We start from the raw sequence: 20361 nt of genomic DNA, 5'->3' as shown, positions 1-20361 counted from the left end.
CGTTTTGAGTTTGAAGGGAGTGGTGTGCTCATTAGGTGGGGCATACATATGCTTACAACAATGAGCCTTTTTATCTCCAAATGATCCCTGTACAATGCTTAACCACTCCGACACCTATAACTTTTTGTTGATAAATTGGTCTGCTACGCATTATTTTTCGTTAGCAACGATTCATTTTATTAATGGCGAGTCAACCGTTTTAGGCATGTGGTAAAATATCTAAAAATATAAAATGGCTAGTTAAATGAAACGTTGGTATTTGCTTTACTGTAAGCGTGGTGATCAAAAACGCGCTCAGCAGCACTTAGAGAATCAGGGGGTAGAGTGCTTTTACCCTCAAATAGAAGTCAAAAAGGTGGTGAGAGGGAAAGAAAAGCAGGTCAAAGAACCGCTGTTTCCGTCTTACATTTTTGTTCGCTTCGACTATGAGCAAGGTCCTAGCTTCACGACCGTTCGTTCAACACGTGGTGTTGTGGACTTTATTAAGTTCGGTTCACTGCCGCACGAGGTCCAAGGAGATTTGGTGTTTGAACTCAAAGAGTTTGAGAAGTGCTGCAGTAACGAAGTGGAAGATTGTTGTGTTGAGTTTGAGTCTGGGCAGGTAGTCAAGATTCAGAGTGGCCAGTTTGCTGGGGTTGAAGCTATTTTCGATCAAAAAGACGGTGAGGCTCGATCGATTATGCTGGTGAAAATGATCAGCCAAGTCGTTCCAATCAGTATTGAGAACGAAGCCCTACAAGCTCGCGCATAACTGCAGTAATAAAAATAGGCTTAAAACAAAAGGCGCATAATGCGCCTTTTTTAGTCTTTAGAATTTATTTAAAACGCTCTAAGCGTTGTAAGCATCGTTGTGAACGGCTTGTACGGCACGGCCTGATGGGTCGACACAGTTTTTGAATGACTCATCCCATTCAATCGCTTTCGCTGATGAACAAGCAACTGAAGGACCACCAGGTACACACTCTGCCGCAGATTCTAGAGGGAATAGCTCCTCAAAGATTTCACGGTAAGCATAACCTTCTTTGGTTGTTGGCGTGTTGTAAGGGAAACGGAACTTAGCAGCTTCCATTTGTTGATCCGTTACTTTTGCTTCAGCCGTTGCTTTCAATGTATCAATCCAATCGTAGCCAACACCATCAGAGAACTGCTCTTTTTGACGCCATGCGATTGAATCTGGTAGGTAGTCTTCAAAACACTCACGCAGGATGTGTTTCTCCATCTTACCGTTACCGCACATCTTATCTTCAGGGTTCAGACGCATTGCGACATCGATGAACTCTTTATCCAAGAATGGTACACGGCCTTCAACACCCCATGCCGCTAGCGATTTGTTTGCACGAGCACAGTCGAACATGCTTAGAGCAAGCAGTTTACGTACTGTCTCTTCGTGGAACTCTTTCGCGTTTGGCGCTTTATGGAAATACAGGTAACCACCAAAGATCTCATCAGCACCTTCACCAGACAGTACCATTTTGATGCCCATTGCTTTGATCTTACGAGCAAGCAAGTACATTGGCGTTGATGCTCGAATCGTCGTTACATCGTAAGTCTCGATGTGGTAAATAACATCACGGATGGCATCTAAGCCTTCCTGAATAGTGTAAGTCATCTCGTGGTGCACGGTACCGATCTTGTCCGCTACTTCACGAGCAGCAATAAGATCTGGTGCGCCTTCAAGGCCAACAGCGAATGAGTGCAGTTGTGGCCACCAAGCTTCAGATTGCTCATCATCTTCGATACGCATTGCAGCAAAGCGTTTTGCGACGGCTGAAGTAATTGATGAATCAAGGCCACCAGATAGAAGTACACCGTAAGGAACGTCAGTCATTAGTTGACGTTTAACCGCTGCTTCTAGCGCTTCAGTCAGTTCTTCTTTGCTTGTGCTGTTGCCTTGTACCGCAGCGTACTCGTTCCAATCGCGGATGTAGTAGCGTTGAGGTTCGGCATCTTTCGAAGAGTAGAAACTACCTGGAGGGAATTCACTGATCGTCTTACATACTTCAACCAATGCTTTCATCTCTGAAGCCACGTAGTAGTTACCGTGCTCATCGTAACCTTGGTAAAGCGGGATAATACCAATATGGTCGCGGCCCACTAGGTACTCGTCTTTCTCTTCGTCGTATAAAACGAAAGCGAAAATACCGTTAAGCTCTTCTAGAAGGTCTGCCCCCATCTCTTGGTATAGCGCTAGGATAACTTCACAGTCAGAATCAGTCTGGAACTGGTACTTATCTTCATAGCGTGCGCGAAGTTCTTTGTGGTTATAAATTTCACCGTTTACTGCAAGAATGTGCTTTTTGTCTTGGCTGTATAGTGGTTGAGCACCGCTGTTCAAGCCAACAATAGCAAGACGTTCATGAGCAAGGATTGCTTTTTCACCCGCATAGATACCAGACCAGTCTGGACCACGGTGACGAAGCTTTTTAGACATTTCTAAAGCAATAGGGCGAAGTGCTGCGGCATCATTTTTAATGTCGAGAATGCCAAATACTGAACACATAGAACTTCCTTTTAAATAATTTCCAAATCAACTGCATTCAATTTGCCATTCTGGCTAAAAAAAGCAACCGGATGTGAGCAAAAAAATAATATAAAGGGTGTTCTATTAGAAATTATCTAATTTTTACGTGTTTTTGGTGTGTGATGTTTAATTGCGGTTGGTTTTTTAAACAAAAACCTCTCAAAAGTGCGAAAAATAGGCAGTTTTGAGAGGTTTAGTTGAACACCGTCTAATACTAGATTTTATTGATGTTTGGGTTTAGCTGTTCGCAAACGTGGCGAGCAAAACCACTACCAGCCTCGCTGTAAATGTTAAATGCCGCATCAACGCCATTCTCTTTCAGTGTTTCGAGTTGATCGGGATATTCAGCAATCGCGGCAATTTGGCCTTTAAAGTTACGTGACTTTAATTGTTCTAAAGCGGTTTGATTACCTTGGTGGTGAGGCATCGCCAAAATTACCAATTTTACGTTTGCTGTATCTAAAATTCGCTCCCAGAAATCTGGGTCAGTGGCGTCGCCAGAAATCACGTTTCTACCATGGCTTCTGTGGTTGTGCGCGGCTTCTTCACGAACTTCAACACCTAGGCTGACTTTGCCATAGCGAGAGCGTAATTCGTCATAAGCACCAGTACCAATTCTCCCCATACCAAGAATCAGCACTTGTGCACGGCCTGGGTCAATTCGCTTATCACGTCGGTGAAGCTTTTCTGAGGCATGCTCTTTCAGCCATTTACCTGACTGCTGATAAAGCTTGTGACCAGCTCGGTTTAAAGGTGCAGCGATTAAGAACGACAGTGAAACCGCAATCGCGACGGCAACTAAGATATCGCCAGACATCCAACCCATCTTGAAGGCGAGGCCACCAACGATGAGGCCAAATTCGCTGTAGTTAAACAGTGATAGAGAGGCGAGTAGAGACGTTCGAACACGGAACTTGAAGCGGTTGAGTACCAAGAAGTACAGAACACCTTTCACTGGTAGCATCAGCAAGAACAAGATTGCGAGCATAAAGCCTTGAATGGTTGGTTGCTCTGACAAACCAATGTTCAAGAAGAAACAGACAAGGAAAAGTTCTTTAAGGTTAAACAGCGACTTTGATAATTCTGAGGCTTTTGGGTGACCAGCAAGTAACATACCTAGAACAAGAGCACCCAAGTCTGGTTTCACACCAACCAAATGGAATAAACCAGCACCGACGACTAATGCGAAGAATATGCCGGAAAGAACCAGCATCTCACCGTGACCAACCCAATCGAGCACTTTGTAGAACAGTGGGCGTAATAAGGGTAGGGCAAACAGAGCAATCGCATACCACTCAGGTATTTTGCCCGTAGAAGCCGTTAAGAATACTACGGCGAAGATATCCTGCATGACCAAGATACCAATCGCTAACGTTCCGTAGGTCGCATTCATTTCGCCTTTCTCTTGCAGAGTCTTAACCGCAAATACGGTACTAGAGAATGAAAGAGCAAAACCGAGCAGAACGATCTGTTCTACCGACATGGCAGCTAGCGATGAAATACCTAAGAACTTAAAGCCAAACAGGGCGACGGCGAAAAACAGAGTGGATAAAAGGTTGTGGATTGTCGCGCCAGCCCAGATCTCTTTAGAGAGTAGGGTTTTGATATCGAGCTTTAAGCCGATAGTAAATAGAAGCAGCGTGACACCAAGGTCAGCTAAAGTAATGATGGTGTCATTGGTTTCAAAGCCAAAGGCAAAAAGCCCAAAGCCTGCAACCAAAAAACCAACTAATGGGGGAAGGTGACACTTTAAAGCAATAAATCCTGCGATAAACGCAGTGGATATTAATATAAGTTCCATAACTTGTTGTTGTAGTTCCCTAGCTTAAAAAAACGGGCCGTGTTTATACAAACACGGCCCGCGGAAAATCAGAATTGTTTTTCTCTAGTCTTCGAGAAGTTTCTGCAGTAACACGCCGTTGAGCATGGCGCGCTTAATCATGGCAAAAGCTCCCATCGTAGGATGTTTATCGATCTGTGATGCTACAATAGGCAAGCCGCTATGGAAAGTCGTTAACGACTGATTCTCTACATTGCGCTTAATTGCAGGGAAAACAATCTCTTGTGCCTTGGTAATATCACCAGCAATAATCACTTTTTGAGGGTTAAATAAGTTAATCGTCATCGCGATAGCCTTACCTAACTGGTTTCCTACTCGAACTAAGCTTTGCTTCGCCAGTTCGTCACCATTGATTGCATGGTCACACACATCTTGAATCGTAATACGGTCAAGCTCTGTTAAAGAAGACTCATAGCCTTGTTTAATCAGTTTTTGAACTCGTTCAACGATTGCTGGGTTTGCTGCTACGGTTTCAAGACAACCGAAGTTACCACATTGGCATTGCTCGCCTAGCGGATCAATTTGGATATGACCAATTTCACCCACATTACGGTTATGACCTAGGAAAACCTGACCATTAACGATAATACCTGCACCTGTACCACGGTGAACACTGACCAAAATAGAATCTTGGCTATCTTTACTTGCACCGAAGTAGTGCTCAGCAAGCGCCATTCCACGAACATCGTTACCAACAAAACAAGCAACATGGAATGTATCGCGAATAATGTCGCTTAATGCGAGGTTATCGATGTCGGTATTCGGCATGTACTCAACAACACCGGTCGTTGGGTTAACCAAGCCTGGAAGCGTGACACCAATAGCAATCAGCTGGTCGATCTTTGGTTGATGCTCAGCAATGAAAGCTTTGAGGTTATTGACCAAGCCTTGGGTCAGGTCTGATTGGTCTGAATAGTTCAGGTCTTGCTGTTGGAAAGCCAATTCACGACCACCAAGGTCATGCAGGCTTATTTGAATGTAGTCTCGACCTAAGCGCACAGCGACAGAATGAAAAGGTTCTACTTCTGTGGTTAGGGAGATAGCGCGTCTACCGCCAGTAGACGCTTGCTGCGCAACCTCTTTAATTAGGCCGCGCTCTAAAAGTTGGCGGGTAATTTTTGTAACACTTGCCGGTGCGAGTTGGCTTACATCAGCCACTTGTATACGACTGATAGGCCCTTGTTGGTCTATTAGTCGGTATACCGCCGCACTGTTTAGTTGTTTAACTAAGTCTACGTTACCTATTTGTCCGCCATTCATACTTAATTGTGCTCGTATTGTCCATTAACAACAGTCGCTTTAACGTTAAAGTCTCGGTCAAATACAGCTAGGTTTGCAACCATGCCTTTTTTGATTCGACCTAGCTTGCTTTCTACACCGATAGCCGTAGCTGGGTATAGCGTAGCCATGCGAAGAGCTTCGTCTAAAGCGATACCAGCGTGCTCAACTGTATTCTGAACTGCTTCAATCATAGTCAGAGCTGAGCCGCCCAGTGTGCCGTTTTCATCAACACACTTACCATCACGGTAATATACTTTCTTACCGACAAAAATAAAGTATTCCATGTCAGCACCTGCAGGAGCTGTGGCATCCGTCACTAATACTAACTTTTCTCCCTTGATTTTGTGCGCAATTCGAATGTTTGCGTAATCAACGTGGAAACCGTCGGCAATGATGCCAGCGTAAACCTCTGGTGTGTCGTAAATTGCGCCAACAACGCCAGGCTCACGACCAACCATTGGTGTCATTGCATTAAACAGGTGAGTAGCGAACGTGATACCAGATTCGAAACCTTGGCGCGCTTCTGCGTAAGTTGCATTAGTGTGGCCAATAGAAACCACAACGCCGGACTTGTGTAGGCGTTCGATGTGTTCTGGATCGTTAAGCTCGGGAGCCAATGTTACTTTCGCAACAAGGTCACTGTTGTCACAGATAAGCTCAATCATTTCGTTGTCAGACTTACGAATGTGATCGACGCTGTGGATGCCTTTTTTCGCAACGTTCAAGTACGGACCTTCTAGGTGCAGACCTAAAGATTGGTTTTGGTACTGGTTGTGGTACTCACGAGCTGCCGTAATAACGGCACGCATATCTTCGTCTGAAGAGGTGATAAGCGTTGGTAAGAAGCTAGTACAGCCAGATTTCAGATTTGCTTTGTGCATGATCTGCATGGTTTCTGCAGTGATCTCATCGTTAAGCATTACACCGCCACAACCGTTCAGTTGTAGGTCAATGAAACCTGGACTTAGGTTTGCTCCGTCTAGGTCGCGAACCTCGATTCCCTCTGGCAATTCAGAGATAGGACAGACTTTTTTGATCAGTTCGTTTTCGATTACAACAGCATGATCGGTCAGAACATCACTACCGGTGTAAATTTTACAGTTACTTAGCGCGTACATAGTCAGCTAATCCTTATTTCGTGAGATCTTTTAAATTCGTTCGTTACCTAAATGCGGACTTAGTTTGCGAGCATCATTTACGTAACGATTTATCTTTTATGGGCAAACGGCTTCAATATAGGAAGCTATTTAAGTGGTTGAAAAATATATGAACAACTGATCGTTATTATACATTTAGGTTCATTGTTAATGATTATTCATACGGCAATAGAAGCCCGCAGATACCATCTTTTTACCTAATGATTAGATTTGGATTTTATCTATAAATGTTCATTTTTTTGAATGATAAAATAAGTTTTATGATCTCGCTAGCAAAAACCTCTGGATTTGGTAAAAACTGGTGATTAGGATCACAAATGGTAAGGTTTTAATTTGCGGAGCAAAATTAATTGAATACACTGAATAGGACTAAATTGAGCGACTAAAATAAGTTTCTCAAACGAATTCTAAAAAATCCTATAGGGGGAAATAACTGGTGAATATTCTAGGGTATGCACAGAAGCTTGGTAAGGCGTTAATGCTACCAATCGCTACGCTTCCGATTGCGGCATTGCTGCTACGTCTGGGTCAACCAGACTTACTCGATATCGCATTCATGGCATCTGCTGGTAACGCAATCTTCAGCCAACTACCATTGTTGTTTGGTTTGGGTATCGCGATTGGTCTTTCTAAAGACGGTAACGGTGCAGCAGGTCTTGCTGGTGCAGTTGCTTACTTTGTTCTGACTGCAACAGCAACAAACATCGATGCTAGTGTAAATATGTCATTCTTCGGCGGTATCTTTGCAGGTATCATCGCAGGTCACTCTTACAATGCATTCCACGCGACTCGTCTTCCAGAGTGGCTAGCATTCTTCTCTGGCAAACGTCTAGTTCCTATTATGGCTGGTCTATTTGCTTTAGTTGCTGGCGCAATCTTTGGTGTTGTATGGCCTGCTGTTCAATCTGGTCTAGATGCACTTGCTCATGCAGTTTCAACGTCTGGCGCTATCGGTCAATTCGTTTACGGTACTCTTAACCGTGCACTTATCCCAGTAGGTCTACACCATGTACTGAACTCGTACTTCTGGTTCGGTATGGGCTCTTGTCAAGAGATCGTAGTTGCTGCAGAAGGCTTCTCTCAACTTTGTGTTGACCCTGCACTAGCTAAAACTTTAGTTGTTGGTCAAGAGTACACATTTGAATTTGCTAACTCAGTTAACCCAGAAATTGTTGCAACTGTTAAAGAAGTAACTGAAACAGTTAAATCTGGCGACCTACACCGTTTCTTCGGCGGCGATAAAGGCGCTGGTGTATTCATGAACGGTTTCTTCCCAGTAATGATGTTCGGTCTACCAGGTGCTGCACTTGCAATGTACCTAGCTGCTCCTGCTGAAAAACGTAGCCAAGTTGGTGGCGCACTATTCTCAGTTGCATTCTGTTCATTCCTAACAGGTATCACAGAGCCGCTAGAATTCATGTTCGTATTCCTAGCTCCTGCTCTATACGCAATGCACGCTGTATTTACAGGTCTGTCTCTAGTAGTTGCTAACATGTTTGGTACTCTGCACGGCTTCGGTTTCTCTGCTGGTCTTATCGACTTCGTATTGAACTGGGGTTTAGCAACTAAACCATTCGTACTACTACTAATCGGTCTTGGCTTCGGTGCTCTATACTTCTTCACTTTCTCTTTCGCAATCCGCGCTTTCAACTTGAAATCGCCAGGCCGTGAAGATGATGACGAAGCTGTTGCAGCTCCTGCTGGCGACGCACCAAAGGGCGACCTTGCACGTCAATACCTGAAAGCTCTAGGTGGTCACGACAACCTAACTTCAATCGACGCTTGTATCACTCGTCTACGTCTAACTCTTAAAGACCGCTCTGTTGCAGATGAAGTTGTTCTTAAGAAACTAGGTGCTAAAGGTGTGGTTAAACTAGGTGAAAACAACCTACAGGTTATCCTAGGCCCACTAGCTGAAATCGTAGCTGGCGAAATGAAAGCTATCGGTGCAGGCGAAGACCTATCTGATGTAAAACTTCCACAGTAAGGGAAGTACTTAATTAAGACGTAAAGTTACTCTTAAGTAAGTGTCAAATTGAAAGCCTCCCACATGGGAGGCTTTTTTGTGCCTGCAGTTTAAGACCAGCGAACACGGTTCGTTCTATTCTTCATCGAATAGCAGAAATAATCGCAATTAACGGACGGTTCTTATTGTGCAAAGGCTAAGAATTGTGGATGATTAGCAACAATGATCTTTCTATCTTTGACTGGCGCTATAAGCGACCGTTTTCTTGGGGACGAAAGATAACTTTCTCTGACAATACTAAATACATAGAGGTGCTATAGATGAGTGAAGCTGAGGCTCGTCCATCGAATTTCATTCGCCAAATTATTGATAAAGATTTAGCGGATGGTACACACAGTAGCGTGCATACTCGTTTCCCGCCGGAGCCAAATGGCTACCTGCACATTGGTCACGCTAAATCTATTTGCTTGAACTTTGGTATTGCTCAGGACTACCAGGGACAATGTAATCTTCGTTTCGATGATACAAACCCTGAAAAAGAAGACGTTGAATACGTTGAGTCAATTAAGAATGATGTAAGCTGGTTAGGCTTCGAATGGTCTGGTGATATTTGTTACTCATCAAACTACTTCGATACGCTTTACGCTTATGCTGTGGAATTAATTAATAAAGGCTTAGCGTATGTTGACGAGCTAAGTCCTGATCAAATCCGTGAGTACCGTGGCACGCTGAAAGAGCCAGGTAAAGCGAGCCCATACCGTGACCGCAGCCCTGAAGAGAACCTAGCGTTGTTTGAAAAAATGCGTGACGGTGGTTTTGAAGAAGGTAAAGCGTGTTTGCGTGCTAAGATCGACATGAGCTCTTCGTTCATGGTTATGCGCGATCCTGTTATCTACCGTGTTCGTTTTGCTCACCACCATCAAACAGCTGACAAGTGGTGCATTTACCCAATGTACGACTTTACTCACTGTATCTCTGATGCGCTGGAAGGTATTACGCACTCTATCTGTACGCTTGAATTCCAAGATAACCGTCGTTTGTACGATTGGGTTCTAGATAACATCACGATTGATTGCCAGCCTCGTCAGTACGAGTTTAGCCGTCTAAATCTTGAATACACAGTGATGTCTAAGCGTAAGCTGAACCAACTTGTGGTTGAAAACCTAGTTCAAGGTTGGGATGACCCACGTATGCCTACTATTTCTGGCCTGCGTCGTCGTGGTTTTACTTCAAGCTCTATTCGTGAATTCTGTAAGCGTATTGGCGTGACAAAGCAAGAGAACATGATTGAGTTCGGTTCACTTGAGTCTTGCATTCGTGATGATCTGAACGAAAATGCACCTCGTGCAATGGCCGTTCTGGATCCAGTTAAGATCGTTATCGAAAACTACGAAGCAGATGCAGTAGAAACGTTAACTGTTGCAAACCACCCGAACAAGCCAGAAATGGGCACTCGCGAAGTACCATTTACCCGTGAAGTTTGGATTGAGCGTGATGACTTCCGTGAAGAAGCAAACAAGAAGTACAAGCGTTTGGTTCTAGGCAAAGAAGTTCGTCTACGTGGCGCTTATGTGATCAAAGCTGAACGTATCGAAAAAGATGCAGAAGGCAACATTACGACTATCTTCTGCTCTTACGACAATGAAACATTGGGTAAGAACCCTGCAGATGGCCGCAAAGTGAAAGGCGTTATCCACTGGGTATCTGCTGATAAAGCGCTGCCTGCTGAGATTCGTTTGTACGATCGTCTATTCACAGTGCCAAACCCAGCCGCTGCTGATGACTTCGCTGCAACGCTAAACCCTGAATCACTTGTTACGCTAAATGGTTTTGTAGAACCTAGCTTAGCAGAAGGTGTGGCAGAGCAAGCGTACCAGTTTGAACGTACAGGCTACTTCTGTGTGGATTCGAAAGACTCTAAAGCAGACGCACTAGTCTTCAACCGTACGGTTGGTCTACGTGACACTTGGGGTAAAACTGAAGCTTAATGCTTGAGTGCTTAGTTTGTTAAAAGCGACCCCATAAAAAAACCGGCTTAGAGCCGGTTTTTTGTGTCTGAATAATATGGGATAAGTATCGGAGAATCGCACTTATGTAGGGCCATATAAAAAACGCCGGCCTAAGCCAGCGTTCTGTATTACTACTTCGCTTTATGCGCGTCTGGATTGCCTTTGCAATCTCCGTTAATGCTTTTGCCGTACAAGTACAAACTGTGGTTTGTTAATTGCACGTTGTAACGCTGAGCAATCTCTTTCTGTCTTTCTTCGATGATGTCATCAGAGAATTCGATCACTTCGCCACAATCTAAACATACAAGGTGGTCGTGGTGGTGCTGTGTAGAAAGTTCAAATACAGACTTGCCACCTTCGAAGTGGTGACGAGTTACAATGCCAGCGTCATCGAATTGGTTAAGTACTCGATAAACGGTTGCAAGACCGATTTCTTCACCTAAGTCGATCAGCTTCTTATATAAATCTTCAGCACTAATATGTTGGCAGTCTGGCTGTTGTAATACTTCTAAAATTTTGAGCCGTGGAAGGGTCACTTTAAGACCTGCATCTTTTAGCGCTTGATTATTATCTGACATATACTTTCCTGTTGATGATCTGCAGCAATTAACAGAATTCAATATTAATACCATTATAGTTTAGTCAGGCATAACAATAAACCACGAACTTCAAAGGGTTACTTACTGACATCACAATCTGTTTTGTAAATTGGAAGTATCTCACTTATAGTGGAGGTACGACCAGTCAAGGTGGCGGTGTTTCTGATATGAACATGGAATGTTGTTATGAATAAGCAACTCGCAAAAATATATAAACCCAACATTGTAAAATTTGCTCTTAATATTTGGCCCCCCTTTTGGGGAGCAGGTATTCGAATAGCCCACATTAGCGCTGACTTTAGGGTTGTTAAGACAGTACTTAAGCTACGCTGGTGGAATAAGAACGCCAATCGTACTCAATATGGCGGCAGTATCTTTTCTCTTACCGATCCCGTTTACTCATTGATGTTAATAGGAATTTTAGGTGAGCGATATTATGTTTGGGATAAAGAAGCGAGCATTAACTTCATCAAGCCGGGGCAATCGGACTTGTATGCAGATTTTGAGATAAGCCAAGGGCAGCTTGACGATATCTATCGTCAGACACAGCTCGGTGAAAAGTGTTTCCCCGAATTTATTATCCACGTGAAAGATAAGCAGGGTAATGTGGTTTCAGAAATTCAACGCACCCTCTATGTAAGAAAGAAGCCGCAATTTAGAGATGACGATGAAGCATTGTATCCGCCCCATGAACCCACGGGGCGATATTGCTAATGTTTGAAGTTCCAAGGTAGGAGTGCGTCGATATCAGGCTCTGCTTTCGCCAACTCTTTCATGCACTTGACCAGATAGTCGTAGAGGATAAGTCCGTTGGCTTTCGCGGTCTCGACGATGCTGTAAAGCATCGCGCTCGCACCAGCACCGTTTGGTGTGTCAGAGAACAACCAATTTTTTCTGCCAATGACCAGCGGTTTAATTGCGCGTTCAGCGCGATTATTATCGATAGATAAGTGACCATCGTCGATATAACGAATGAGCTTTGGCCATTGTCCGAGCGTATATTTTATCGCTTTACCTAGTGCACTAGAGCCTATCACTTTCTGGGTCGTCATCCATTCGTAAAGTTCATCCAGTATCGGTTTGGCATACGCTTGACGCTCTGCTTTTCGCTCTTGGGCAGGCGCACCTTTTAAGCGTGATTCTATCCCGTAGAGTTTTTGGATTTTAGCCAGCGCCTTATCAGCCTTGCCTGATTTACCTTTCCCTTGAAGCTTCTTCGCATCCATGAACTTGCGACGAGCATGCGCTAAGCACCCTACATTGGTGACGTGATGCAGACCATCATAAGCCGCGTAGCCATCGGTTTGTAGATAACCGTTGTAGTCACCTAAAAAGTCCACGGGACACGCCCTCGCGCGACTGTTTTGGTAGTCGTACAAGGCGATATTTTTCATATTCGGTAGTGCGGCTTCGGGTGAGTCGGCGCCCGAGCAGTAGAGCCACATGTAACACTGTTTCTCTTCTTTGAGCACATTAAGCGGCGTTTCATCCGCTTGAACCACTACTTGTTGAAGAAGATGGTCTTTCAGCGCTTCATATAAAGGTTCGAACTTCTCACTGACTTGGATAATCCACCTTGCCATGGTGGTGCGTGATAGCTCGATACCCGACTGATTAAACAGCGACTCTTGCCGATAAAGTGGCATCGCGTATTGGTATTTACCCAGAATGATATTGGCAAGCAAGCTTTCTGTCGCGAAGCTCTTAGGGATAAGACTCTGCGGGGCTGGCTTTTGAACGATGCGGCTATTGTCTTTTGTTTTCTCGCACTCGCGGCACGCATATTTAGGGCGGACATATTCCAGCACTTTAAGCACTGCTGGTGTGAACTCTAATTTCTCACTGCGGTCTTCGCCGATTTTATGTAGGTTATGATTGCAGCATGAACACTGCTTTTCATGGTCGTCTAAATCGAGTTCGATAACCTCTCGAGGCAAGGTCGTTGGAAGTGGTTTACGTTTACCACGCTTCTTCGTTATGGTCGTGGTCGTGGTCGTGACCTCAACCTCTTCTTCCTTAGCGGCTTCACATTCCACTTCGTTGAAGAGATCTCCTTGAGATTCATCGTAAGGCTTTAACGCCTCCGAGCGTTTCGCGAATTGACGGTCGAAGGCAAGCTTGAGTTGTTCAAGCAGCGATTGACGCTCTTGTTGCCATTGTGATTCCTTCTGCTCATTCGAGAGCATCAGTGCTTTCACCATCGCTTGTAGCTCGGCAATATCTTGACTTTCTGGGTCGATATTTAGTGTCTTTTTCATGACATTGATTATACTAAAATCGTGCCGTTAACGCTTGGTGGATAAGGCTTTATTATCGTTTAAGTCATTGTAAAATCGTTTATTGTGACAGGTTTATGGCCGATAATTGTGAAGCCAGAAAGCAGCCTATCAAGCTCAAATTGAGTCAAGGTAAATACCTGATTTTTCTCTTTTGATGGCCACTTGTACTTGGCTTTTTCGAGGCGCTTATACCACAGGGCGAAGCCTGTTTTATCCCAGTACAACACTTTGATTTTGTCGCGCTGTTTGTTGGTGAACAGGAACAGTGCGCCACTCCCCAAGGGTAAATCGGTGTCACTTTCGATAATTGCAGCGAGGCCATTGATGGACTTTCTAAAATCGACGCTCTCACGATACAGATAAATGTCTGGTGCGCTCAGCATGCGTTTCATGACAGCGCCCCGATGAGCTCTGCTAGGTAGGTTGCAGGCGTGCCTTGAGGAATACTCAGCTCAACATCATTGACGAGAAGGGTCATGTTAGCGGTTGCTATTTGAGCTTGGTATTTCGTTGTCTTTTCGACGACCTCTGCTCGGACAAAGCCTTGAGATACATCCGCTTTTTTGAGTTGTTGGCGCTTAGCATAAAACGTTGAGGGATTGAGTTCATTGAGCTTACAGAATGCGATCGTTGACAATGAACTCGATTCAGATTGTTCGATAAGCGTTTGCCATTCTTGTTTAGTGTGTCGTTTTCCCATTTCAAATCTCCTCATGGTTGGAGACTTGATCTTATTATTCGTGTTAGGCGATTAGAATGCGGGGTTTATGGAGCGCTTACGAAGCATTAGAAGCTGAGTGCTAATTAATAGATTTTAAATAGCAAAAAACCTCCCATAAGGAGGTTTTTTCATATCTACATAATGGTTATTAATTGTAACAATTAACAACCACTAGAGAATTAGTCTTCTAGCTCTGCTAGGCACATTTCTTCGTGGATTTGTTTAACCCAGTTAGATACGCGCTCATCAGTTAGCTCAGGTTGACGGTCTTCATCGATACATAGACCAACGAATTGGCTGTCATCGCCTTCAACTAAACCTTTCGATGCTTCGAATTCGTAGCCTTCAGTTGATGTGTGACCTAGGATAGTACCGCCTTTCGCTTCAACGATGTCACGGATAGTACCCATAGCGTCACAGAAGTATTCTGCGTAATCTTCTTGGTCGCCACAACCAAAGATAGCAACAAGCTTAGTTGAGAAATCAATAGCTTCTAGCTCTGGGAAAAAGTCATCCCAATCACATTGTGCTTCGCCGTAGTACCACGTAGGGATACCAAGCAGCAGTAGATCGAAGTTATCGATATCTTCTTTGCTGCTTTTTGCAATGTCTTGAACGTGAACGAGCTGTTTGCTCAATTGCTTTTGAATCATCTTAGCTACAGCTTCAGTGTTACCTGTATCGCTACCAAAGAAGAGACCTACACTTGCCATAGAATCATTACCTTTCATTTTGTCTGTTGTCGGTGTAATAAAGTTCGGAAGAGAATCGTTAGATCCCAGTTCCTTCCCAGCTTAGTTGGATTATCCCTTTAGCGATAAAACCCGCACAGCCAAGGAAAAGTACTAACCATACGATGCGACGACCAAATGGAGGAACATTTCCCTGCTTGAGAACGTCCTTAATTGCCATACCGATTAAAAAGAAAATCGCGGCAAACAGGAGATCTAAACCAACAGATTCGATGATGTTCATGTAGTCGTAAAGCATGGGAACCTTATATACCAATTTTGCTTGGGCGCACTATATCACTGTTGTGAGATAAAGTTAATCTGCAGTAATTACACAGCTCTCATTTATCTGCACGAAAAAGCGCAGTTAAGCGATGAATTTTCTAATTGCTCTAAGTACTTCTGCTGGTTTTTCAGCATGTAGCCAGTGACCGGTGTTGGCAATGACGTGCGCTTTTGCATTAGAAAATTGCTGTTGAACGGCTGCTTGATGTTCTGCTGTGAGGTAATCAGAATCCCCACCTTTTATGAGTAAGGTTTTGACCGAGGTTTTCTCGATCGGTTCCCAACCAATAATGTGTGGGTAGTTGCTCAATAACGAAGCAACATTGAAGCGCCACTCCATGATGCCTTGCTCTGTTTTGAACAAAGATTTGGTTAAAAACTGGCGAACGCCATCGATCTCGATATGTTTTGCGAGAACCTTGAGTGCGTCTGAGCGTGAAGTCGGTTTTTCTTCTATCACGGCTTGCAGGCCTGCGAATACGTTGTCGTGGCGACTTTGAGTGTACGCGACTGGCGCCATATCCAAGACAATCAATTTATGCAGCGCAAGATGCTGTGTCAGTGCCATCGCTACTTTGCCCCCCATCGAGTGACCAATCACAGTGACGTCTTCTAACTTAAGATCATACAGCAGTTGAGCCACGTCTTGTGCCATCGCTTGATAGTTATGAGTGTCACTATGGAAGGATTGACCGTGGTTGCGTAGATCGATACTAAGTACCTGATGATCGGCTTTTAGATCCCTAGCGAGCAAGCCAAGGTTGTCCAGATTACCGAATAATCCATGGATCAAAACAATGGTGTGACCCTCACCTTCAATTTTATAGTTGAGCTGTACTGACATTTTTATCTTATTCATGGTGGGTTTGACGTAGAGTATCCGCGCGGATCTCGCTATAATCCCCCAGAGTTTAAACATTGAGATTGTGAAAAGCGAATGAAAACAATTGAGGTTGATGAGGACCTATACCGTTTTATTGCGGGTCAGACAGAACGTATTGGCGAAAGCGCTTCAGATATTCTGCGCCGCTTGTTACAGGTTGATAGCCAAGGCATGGCTCCGATCGAAGAGATCGTTGAGCCAAAAGGTATCGTTGTTAGCAAAGAGGTAGGCTTTACTCCAGAGAAGTTCGATGGCGTTAAAGAAATGCGCTCACTACTAATATCAGATGAGTTTGCATCACTAAAGAAAGCCATTGATCGTTTCATGCTTGTGTTATCAACACTGCATAAAATCGACCCTTTAAGCTTTTCAGAAGCAACTCAAGTAAAAGGCCGTAAGCGCGTTTACTTTGCAGATAACGAAGCGACGTTGCTAGCAAACGGCAACACGACTAAGCCTAAAGCTATTCCACAAAGTCCTTTTTGGGTTATTACTAATAACAATACAAGCCGAAAAAGACAGATGGTTGAGCAGCTTATGAGCCGCATGAATTTCCAAGCAGAATTGATAGAAAAAGTAACAGGTTCAATTTAACGAAATCTGATTTAAACCTCATAATATCCATGGATAAGAAGATATTATGAGGTTTTTTTGTTTTTAAATTTTATATATAAGGATGTCGAAAAATGGCTATGCACCCTCGTGCTGGGCAGAAAGCTCAGCAGGAAGATCTTCATAATATCCCGGCTTTAGTTGCTAACTATTTCTTACAGCAACCGGATGCTACGAACCCAGATCATAAAGTACTTTTCGGTACTTCAGGTCACCGCGGTACAGCAGACAAATCAACATTTAACGAAAACCACATTCTAGCAATTGCACAAGCGGTTGCTGAAGTTCGTGCCGAGCAAGGTACAACTGGCCCTCTTTTCTTAGGAAAAGATACTCACGCTCTATCTGAGCCTGCGTTCTCTACGGTTATCGAAGTGCTTGTAGCGAACGGTGTTGAAGTTATTATTCAAGAAAACAATGGCTTTACTCCAACACCTGGTATCTCGCACGCGATTCTTACGCACAACCTAGTGAATGACAAAAAAGCCGACGGCATTGTTATCACACCTTCGCATAACCCACCTCAAGACGGTGGTATTAAATACAACCCGACACACGGTGGTCCAGCTGAAGCTGAACTGACTCAAGCGATTGAAGACCGTGCGAACGTGATCATTGCTGAGCAAATGCAAGGTGTTAAGCGTACGCCGATCGCACAGGCTAAACAGTCTGAGCTAGTAAAAGAAGTCGACCTAGTAGCGCCATACGTCGCTGATTTGGTTAACGTCGTGGATATGGAAGCGATCCAGAAAGCGAACATCAAGATTGGTGTGGATCCTCTGGGTGGCAGTGGTATTGATTACTGGCGTCAAATTGGCAAAGCGTACAATCTAGATCTTACTCTGGTAAGTGAAGCGGTTGACCCTTCATTCCAATTCATGTCTCTAGATAAAGATGGCGTGGTTCGTATGGACTGTTCTTCTCCATACGCAATGGCTGGCTTACTGGCGCTTAAAGACGAGTACGCTCTAGCGTTTGGTAACGACCCAGACTACGATCGCCACGGCATCGTGACACCTAAAGGCTTGATGAATCCAAACCATTTCTTAGCGGTTTGTATTGATTACCTATACCGTAACCGTGAAGGTTGGGGTAAAGACGTTGCTGTTGGTAAGACACTGGTATCAAGCGCATTGATTGACCGTGTTGTTGCTGACTTAGGTCGTGAGCTTTGTGAAGTGCCAGTTGGTTTCAAATGGTTCGTTGATGGTCTTTACAACGGCCAGTTTGGCTTTGGTGGTGAAGAGAGTGCAGGTGCTTCTTTCCTACGTAAAGACGGTACGCCTTGGTCAACAGATAAAGATGGCCTGATTCTTTGCCTACTTGCGGCTGAGATCACAGCTGTGACAGGTAAGAACCCACAAGAATACTACGAAGAACTTGCCGCTAAACACGGTGAATCTAAGTACAACCGTATTCAAGCGGTAGCAAATGGTGCACAAAAAGACGTGCTGAAGAAACTATCTCCAGAGATGGTTTCTGCTGAGACGCTGGCTGGTGATGCAATTACTGCACGCCTAACACACGCTCCAGGTAATGGCGCTGCGATTGGTGGCTTGAAAGTGACAACTGAGAACGGCTGGTTTGCTGCGCGTCCATCAGGCACTGAAGACATCTACAAGATCTACTGTGAAAGCTTTAAGGGTGAAGAGCACCTGAAAGCAATCGAAGCAGAAGCTCAAGAGATTGTTAACCAAGTATTTGCAGCGGCTGGCCTATAATCGAATCTCGATTACTAGAGTTGCTACGTAAATAGAAGAAGGGTTGATGTGAACGCATCAGCCCTTTTTATTTGTGTTGATTTTGTATAAGCGTGAAAGGTAACTGAGTGAGCTCAGACGACTAACCGTGTGGCCAGCTTTGTGGCATCACAAACCAGAATTGCCCCGACTTTGTTTGCCCATGGACGAAGCGATCACCAAATTCGGTGATAGGTTCACAGGTGAAGTCATCAGTGCCAGCTGCCCATTGCTCTTTGGTGAGAGGGTAGAGCACTTCAGCAATTAAATGGGCTTGATTTTGATAGCACCAAAAGCCGTTTACTTGGCTTGGGTTAATGTCGTAACCCAAACATGCAGTAGGTACGTTTTGCTCTAAGAATGGGTTGGTATATAGGCGACCTTGCATGAGGAGATGTTTTGAGTCGACATCGATCTCTGGATATTGCTCAATAAACGCTGAAGAAGAGGACATTGCCAACTGGTGGCTTAGCATCCTGTCGAGTTTCTTATCCAATTGGTCGTGAGAGTTGGGTCCAAACCATGTTTGTTCGTGGAGCAGATAAAACTTAATCGCCACTTCCCAGTGTTCAAGCTTTTGGCTGCTCTCTTCTTCAAGAATAAAGTCGATTGCACCGAGAGTTCTGCCTTCCACATTGATCTGAATCTCGTCGTGCTTTATCGAGTAATTCGGTGAGGCAGCGATCACTTGCTCGCATAGATATTGGTAGAGGAAACCTAATCTAGGATTACCATCATAAGTATGTGATGAGTCGATGGCATGGTTGCTAGAGAATGCACTGAGATCCGAAACCGGTGGCTTGATTTCTAGTAATGGCGGTGAGTCGATGACCCATTGGTAAAAACGTTGCAGTGCTGCCATCTCTTCCTCATAAACTCATCGTGGGGCTTTCGACATTCTACCCGTAAATTGATATAACGACGTTATTATAAAGGTAAGCTGGAAAGAAAAATGAATAACTTACAATTAGAAAAGCTACTTAACGAAAAACTGCAGCCGCAGCAGATTAAAGATTATTGTCCTAATGGTCTTCAAGTTGAAGGCGCAACAGAAGTGAAGCGAATCGTTACTGGTGTGACAGCTTCTCAAGCCTTGATTGATAAAGCGGTAGAACTGAACGCAGACGCTTTGTTAGTCCATCATGGTTTTTTCTGGAAAGGCGAGTCAGAAGCGATTCGTGGCATGAAGGGCAAGCGCATTCGTACCCTGATTAAAAATGACATCAACCTTTTCGGTTATCACTTACCGCTTGATATCCACCCTGAACTTGGCAACAACGCAAAATTGGCAGAGTTACTTGAGATAGAAGTCGAAGGCGGCTTGGAAGGGCATCCACAATCGGTTGCTATGTTTGGCAAATTAAAAGCGCCAATGACAGGTACTGAATTTGCAGCAAAAATCGATCAAGTTCTGAATCGCAAACCACTGCATATTGCTCCAGAAAACCAAGACAAAATGATTACGACAGTCGGTTGGTGTACCGGTGGCGGTCAAGACTACATTGAGTTAGCTGCGTCTCAAGGTATTGATGCATTTATCTCTGGTGAAATTTCAGAGCGCACAACGTACTCTGCACGTGAGCAAGATATTCATTACTTTGCAGCAGGCCACCACGCAACAGAACGTTATGGTGTGAAGGCATTAGGTGAGTGGTTAGCGAAAGAGCATGACTTAGATGTAGAATTTATCGATATTGATAATCCAGTGTAACCACGTTTAGAGGTTATGACTTTCTGG

At 44.2% G+C, this 20361-nt stretch carries 19 protein-coding genes; 7 read left to right on the top strand and 12 right to left on the bottom strand.

Annotated elements, in window-relative coordinates; all coding sequences use genetic code 11:
- Positions 1-244 precede the first annotated feature (244 nt).
- On the top strand, positions 245-751 hold the full coding sequence (rfaH, locus tag AC3CH3_RS11205) for a transcription/translation regulatory transformer protein RfaH (protein ID WP_017062197.1): 507 nt from the start codon (positions 245-247) through the stop codon (positions 749-751).
- A 78-nt stretch (positions 752-829) separates the two neighbouring features.
- Here the strand turns inward: rfaH and asnB are convergent, their stop codons facing one another.
- The 4 genes from asnB to nagA all read right to left on the bottom strand — a co-directional run bounded on the left by asnB (position 830) and on the right by nagA (position 6760).
- Positions 830-2500, bottom strand: coding sequence for an asparagine synthase B (gene asnB, locus AC3CH3_RS11200; RefSeq protein ID WP_019820251.1), 1671 nt, complete (start codon positions 2498-2500; stop codon positions 830-832).
- A gap of 235 nt (positions 2501-2735) precedes the next feature.
- Positions 2736-4322 carry a cation:proton antiporter family protein gene (locus AC3CH3_RS11195; protein WP_019820253.1) on the bottom strand — a complete coding sequence of 529 codons (1587 nt, stop codon included), beginning with the start codon at positions 4320-4322 and terminating at the stop codon, positions 2736-2738.
- An 84-nt stretch (positions 4323-4406) separates the two neighbouring features.
- Positions 4407-5621, bottom strand: coding sequence for a DNA-binding transcriptional regulator NagC (gene nagC / locus AC3CH3_RS11190; protein ID WP_017629614.1), 1215 nt, complete (start codon positions 5619-5621; stop codon positions 4407-4409).
- Between the two features lie 2 nt (positions 5622-5623).
- A complete protein-coding gene (gene nagA, locus AC3CH3_RS11185) occupies positions 5624-6760 on the bottom strand; it encodes an N-acetylglucosamine-6-phosphate deacetylase (protein WP_488537165.1) in 1137 nt (378 codons plus the stop codon).
- Positions 6761-7277: 517 nt separating this feature from the next.
- On the opposite strand from nagA, the gene nagE reads away from it, so the two are divergent.
- Together nagE and glnS are read left to right on the top strand one after the other, a co-directional pair.
- Positions 7278-8786: an N-acetylglucosamine-specific PTS transporter subunit IIBC gene (gene nagE, locus AC3CH3_RS11180; protein ID WP_017063406.1), complete on the top strand. Its 1509-nt coding sequence runs from the start codon at positions 7278-7280 to the stop codon at positions 8784-8786.
- Between the two features lie 299 nt (positions 8787-9085).
- Complete coding sequence (glnS, locus tag AC3CH3_RS11175) at positions 9086-10753, top strand: glutamine--tRNA ligase (RefSeq protein WP_019820497.1); 1668 nt, start codon at positions 9086-9088, stop codon at positions 10751-10753.
- Positions 10754-10905: 152 nt separating this feature from the next.
- On the opposite strand, the gene fcrX is transcribed toward glnS, so the two are convergent.
- Positions 10906-11352, bottom strand: coding sequence for a ferric iron uptake transcriptional regulator FcrX (gene fcrX, locus AC3CH3_RS11170; protein ID WP_017061956.1), 447 nt, complete (start codon positions 11350-11352; stop codon positions 10906-10908).
- 207 nt (positions 11353-11559) lie between these two features.
- Here fcrX and AC3CH3_RS11165 point away from each other — a divergent pair, with 207 nt between their 5' ends.
- Positions 11560-12087 (top strand): DUF4442 domain-containing protein, encoded by a 528-nt coding sequence (locus AC3CH3_RS11165; protein ID WP_488537164.1) that lies wholly within the window; start codon positions 11560-11562, stop codon positions 12085-12087.
- Here the strand turns inward: AC3CH3_RS11165 and tnpC are convergent.
- From tnpC to AC3CH3_RS11135, 6 genes are all read right to left on the bottom strand, one after another.
- On the bottom strand, positions 12084-13631 hold the full coding sequence (tnpC, locus tag AC3CH3_RS11160) for an IS66 family transposase (protein WP_488537163.1): 1548 nt from the start codon (positions 13629-13631) through the stop codon (positions 12084-12086). The genes AC3CH3_RS11165 and tnpC overlap by 4 nt on opposite strands.
- A 59-nt stretch (positions 13632-13690) precedes the next feature.
- Positions 13691-14044, bottom strand: a complete 354-nt coding sequence (tnpB, locus tag AC3CH3_RS11155; protein WP_261893880.1) for an IS66 family insertion sequence element accessory protein TnpB — start codon at positions 14042-14044, stop codon at positions 13691-13693.
- Positions 14041-14352 (bottom strand): IS66 family insertion sequence element accessory protein TnpA, encoded by a 312-nt coding sequence (gene tnpA, locus AC3CH3_RS11150; protein ID WP_488537056.1) that lies wholly within the window; start codon positions 14350-14352, stop codon positions 14041-14043. The genes tnpB and tnpA overlap by 4 nt, the downstream gene beginning before the upstream one ends.
- Before the next feature lie 200 nt (positions 14353-14552).
- Positions 14553-15086 carry a flavodoxin FldA gene (gene fldA, locus AC3CH3_RS11145; protein WP_010436745.1) on the bottom strand — a complete coding sequence of 178 codons (534 nt, stop codon included), beginning with the start codon at positions 15084-15086 and terminating at the stop codon, positions 14553-14555.
- Positions 15087-15144: 58 nt separating this feature from the next.
- On the bottom strand, positions 15145-15363 hold the full coding sequence (locus tag AC3CH3_RS11140; RefSeq protein ID WP_004737900.1) for a DUF2788 domain-containing protein: 219 nt from the start codon (positions 15361-15363) through the stop codon (positions 15145-15147).
- A gap of 108 nt (positions 15364-15471) precedes the next feature.
- The gene (locus AC3CH3_RS11135) at positions 15472-16233 is read right to left on the bottom strand and encodes an alpha/beta fold hydrolase (protein WP_488538176.1); all 762 of its coding nucleotides are present in this window, start codon (positions 16231-16233) and stop codon (positions 15472-15474) included.
- A gap of 93 nt (positions 16234-16326) precedes the next feature.
- On the opposite strand from AC3CH3_RS11135, the gene seqA reads away from it, so the two are divergent.
- Positions 16327-16866, top strand: a complete 540-nt coding sequence (gene seqA / locus AC3CH3_RS11130; RefSeq protein WP_017061953.1) for a replication initiation negative regulator SeqA — start codon at positions 16327-16329, stop codon at positions 16864-16866.
- Between the two features lie 92 nt (positions 16867-16958).
- Positions 16959-18605: a phosphoglucomutase (alpha-D-glucose-1,6-bisphosphate-dependent) gene (pgm, locus tag AC3CH3_RS11125; protein WP_019820492.1), complete on the top strand. Its 1647-nt coding sequence runs from the start codon at positions 16959-16961 to the stop codon at positions 18603-18605.
- Positions 18606-18726: 121 nt separating this feature from the next.
- Here the strand turns inward: pgm and AC3CH3_RS11120 are convergent, their stop codons facing one another.
- Positions 18727-19485, bottom strand: a complete 759-nt coding sequence (locus AC3CH3_RS11120) for a DUF1853 family protein (RefSeq protein WP_488537162.1) — start codon at positions 19483-19485, stop codon at positions 18727-18729.
- A gap of 90 nt (positions 19486-19575) precedes the next feature.
- Between AC3CH3_RS11120 and AC3CH3_RS11115 the strand changes: the two genes are divergently transcribed.
- Positions 19576-20334, top strand: a complete 759-nt coding sequence (locus AC3CH3_RS11115; protein WP_488537161.1) for a Nif3-like dinuclear metal center hexameric protein — start codon at positions 19576-19578, stop codon at positions 20332-20334.
- The last annotated feature ends 27 nt before the right edge of the window (positions 20335-20361 follow it).

The sequence above is a fragment of the Vibrio sp. QJM3NY_35 genome, from assembly GCF_057785915.1.
This window is presented reverse-complemented; position numbering and strand designations above follow the sequence as displayed.

What these genes read in the sequence shown, in the direction of transcription:
- rfaH (WP_017062197.1), top strand. Translation starts at nt 245, where the DNA reads ATGAAACGTTGGTATTTGCTTTACTGTAAGCGTGGTGATCAAAAACGC.
- asnB (WP_019820251.1), bottom strand. Translation starts at nt 2,500, where the DNA reads ATGTGTTCAGTATTTGGCATTCTCGACATTAAAAATGATGCCGCAGCA.
- AC3CH3_RS11195 (WP_019820253.1), bottom strand. Translation starts at nt 4,322, where the DNA reads ATGGAACTTATATTAATATCCACTGCGTTTATCGCAGGATTTATTGCT.
- nagC (WP_017629614.1), bottom strand. Translation starts at nt 5,621, where the DNA reads ATGAATGGCGGACAAATAGGTAACGTAGACTTAGTTAAACAACTAAAC.
- nagA (WP_488537165.1), bottom strand. Translation starts at nt 6,760, where the DNA reads ATGTACGCGCTAAGTAACTGTAAAATTTACACCGGTAGTGATGTTCTG.
- nagE (WP_017063406.1), top strand. Translation starts at nt 7,278, where the DNA reads ATGCTACCAATCGCTACGCTTCCGATTGCGGCATTGCTGCTACGTCTG.
- glnS (WP_019820497.1), top strand. Translation starts at nt 9,086, where the DNA reads ATGAGTGAAGCTGAGGCTCGTCCATCGAATTTCATTCGCCAAATTATT.
- fcrX (WP_017061956.1), bottom strand. Translation starts at nt 11,352, where the DNA reads ATGTCAGATAATAATCAAGCGCTAAAAGATGCAGGTCTTAAAGTGACC.
- AC3CH3_RS11165 (WP_488537164.1), top strand. Translation starts at nt 11,560, where the DNA reads ATGAATAAGCAACTCGCAAAAATATATAAACCCAACATTGTAAAATTT.
- tnpC (WP_488537163.1), bottom strand. Translation starts at nt 13,631, where the DNA reads ATGAAAAAGACACTAAATATCGACCCAGAAAGTCAAGATATTGCCGAG.
- tnpB (WP_261893880.1), bottom strand. Translation starts at nt 14,044, where the DNA reads ATGAAACGCATGCTGAGCGCACCAGACATTTATCTGTATCGTGAGAGC.
- tnpA (WP_488537056.1), bottom strand. Translation starts at nt 14,352, where the DNA reads ATGGGAAAACGACACACTAAACAAGAATGGCAAACGCTTATCGAACAA.
- fldA (WP_010436745.1), bottom strand. Translation starts at nt 15,086, where the DNA reads ATGGCAAGTGTAGGTCTCTTCTTTGGTAGCGATACAGGTAACACTGAA.
- AC3CH3_RS11140 (WP_004737900.1), bottom strand. Translation starts at nt 15,363, where the DNA reads ATGCTTTACGACTACATGAACATCATCGAATCTGTTGGTTTAGATCTC.
- AC3CH3_RS11135 (WP_488538176.1), bottom strand. Translation starts at nt 16,233, where the DNA reads ATGTCAGTACAGCTCAACTATAAAATTGAAGGTGAGGGTCACACCATT.
- seqA (WP_017061953.1), top strand. Translation starts at nt 16,327, where the DNA reads ATGAAAACAATTGAGGTTGATGAGGACCTATACCGTTTTATTGCGGGT.
- pgm (WP_019820492.1), top strand. Translation starts at nt 16,959, where the DNA reads ATGGCTATGCACCCTCGTGCTGGGCAGAAAGCTCAGCAGGAAGATCTT.
- AC3CH3_RS11120 (WP_488537162.1), bottom strand. Translation starts at nt 19,485, where the DNA reads ATGGCAGCACTGCAACGTTTTTACCAATGGGTCATCGACTCACCGCCA.
- AC3CH3_RS11115 (WP_488537161.1), top strand. Translation starts at nt 19,576, where the DNA reads ATGAATAACTTACAATTAGAAAAGCTACTTAACGAAAAACTGCAGCCG.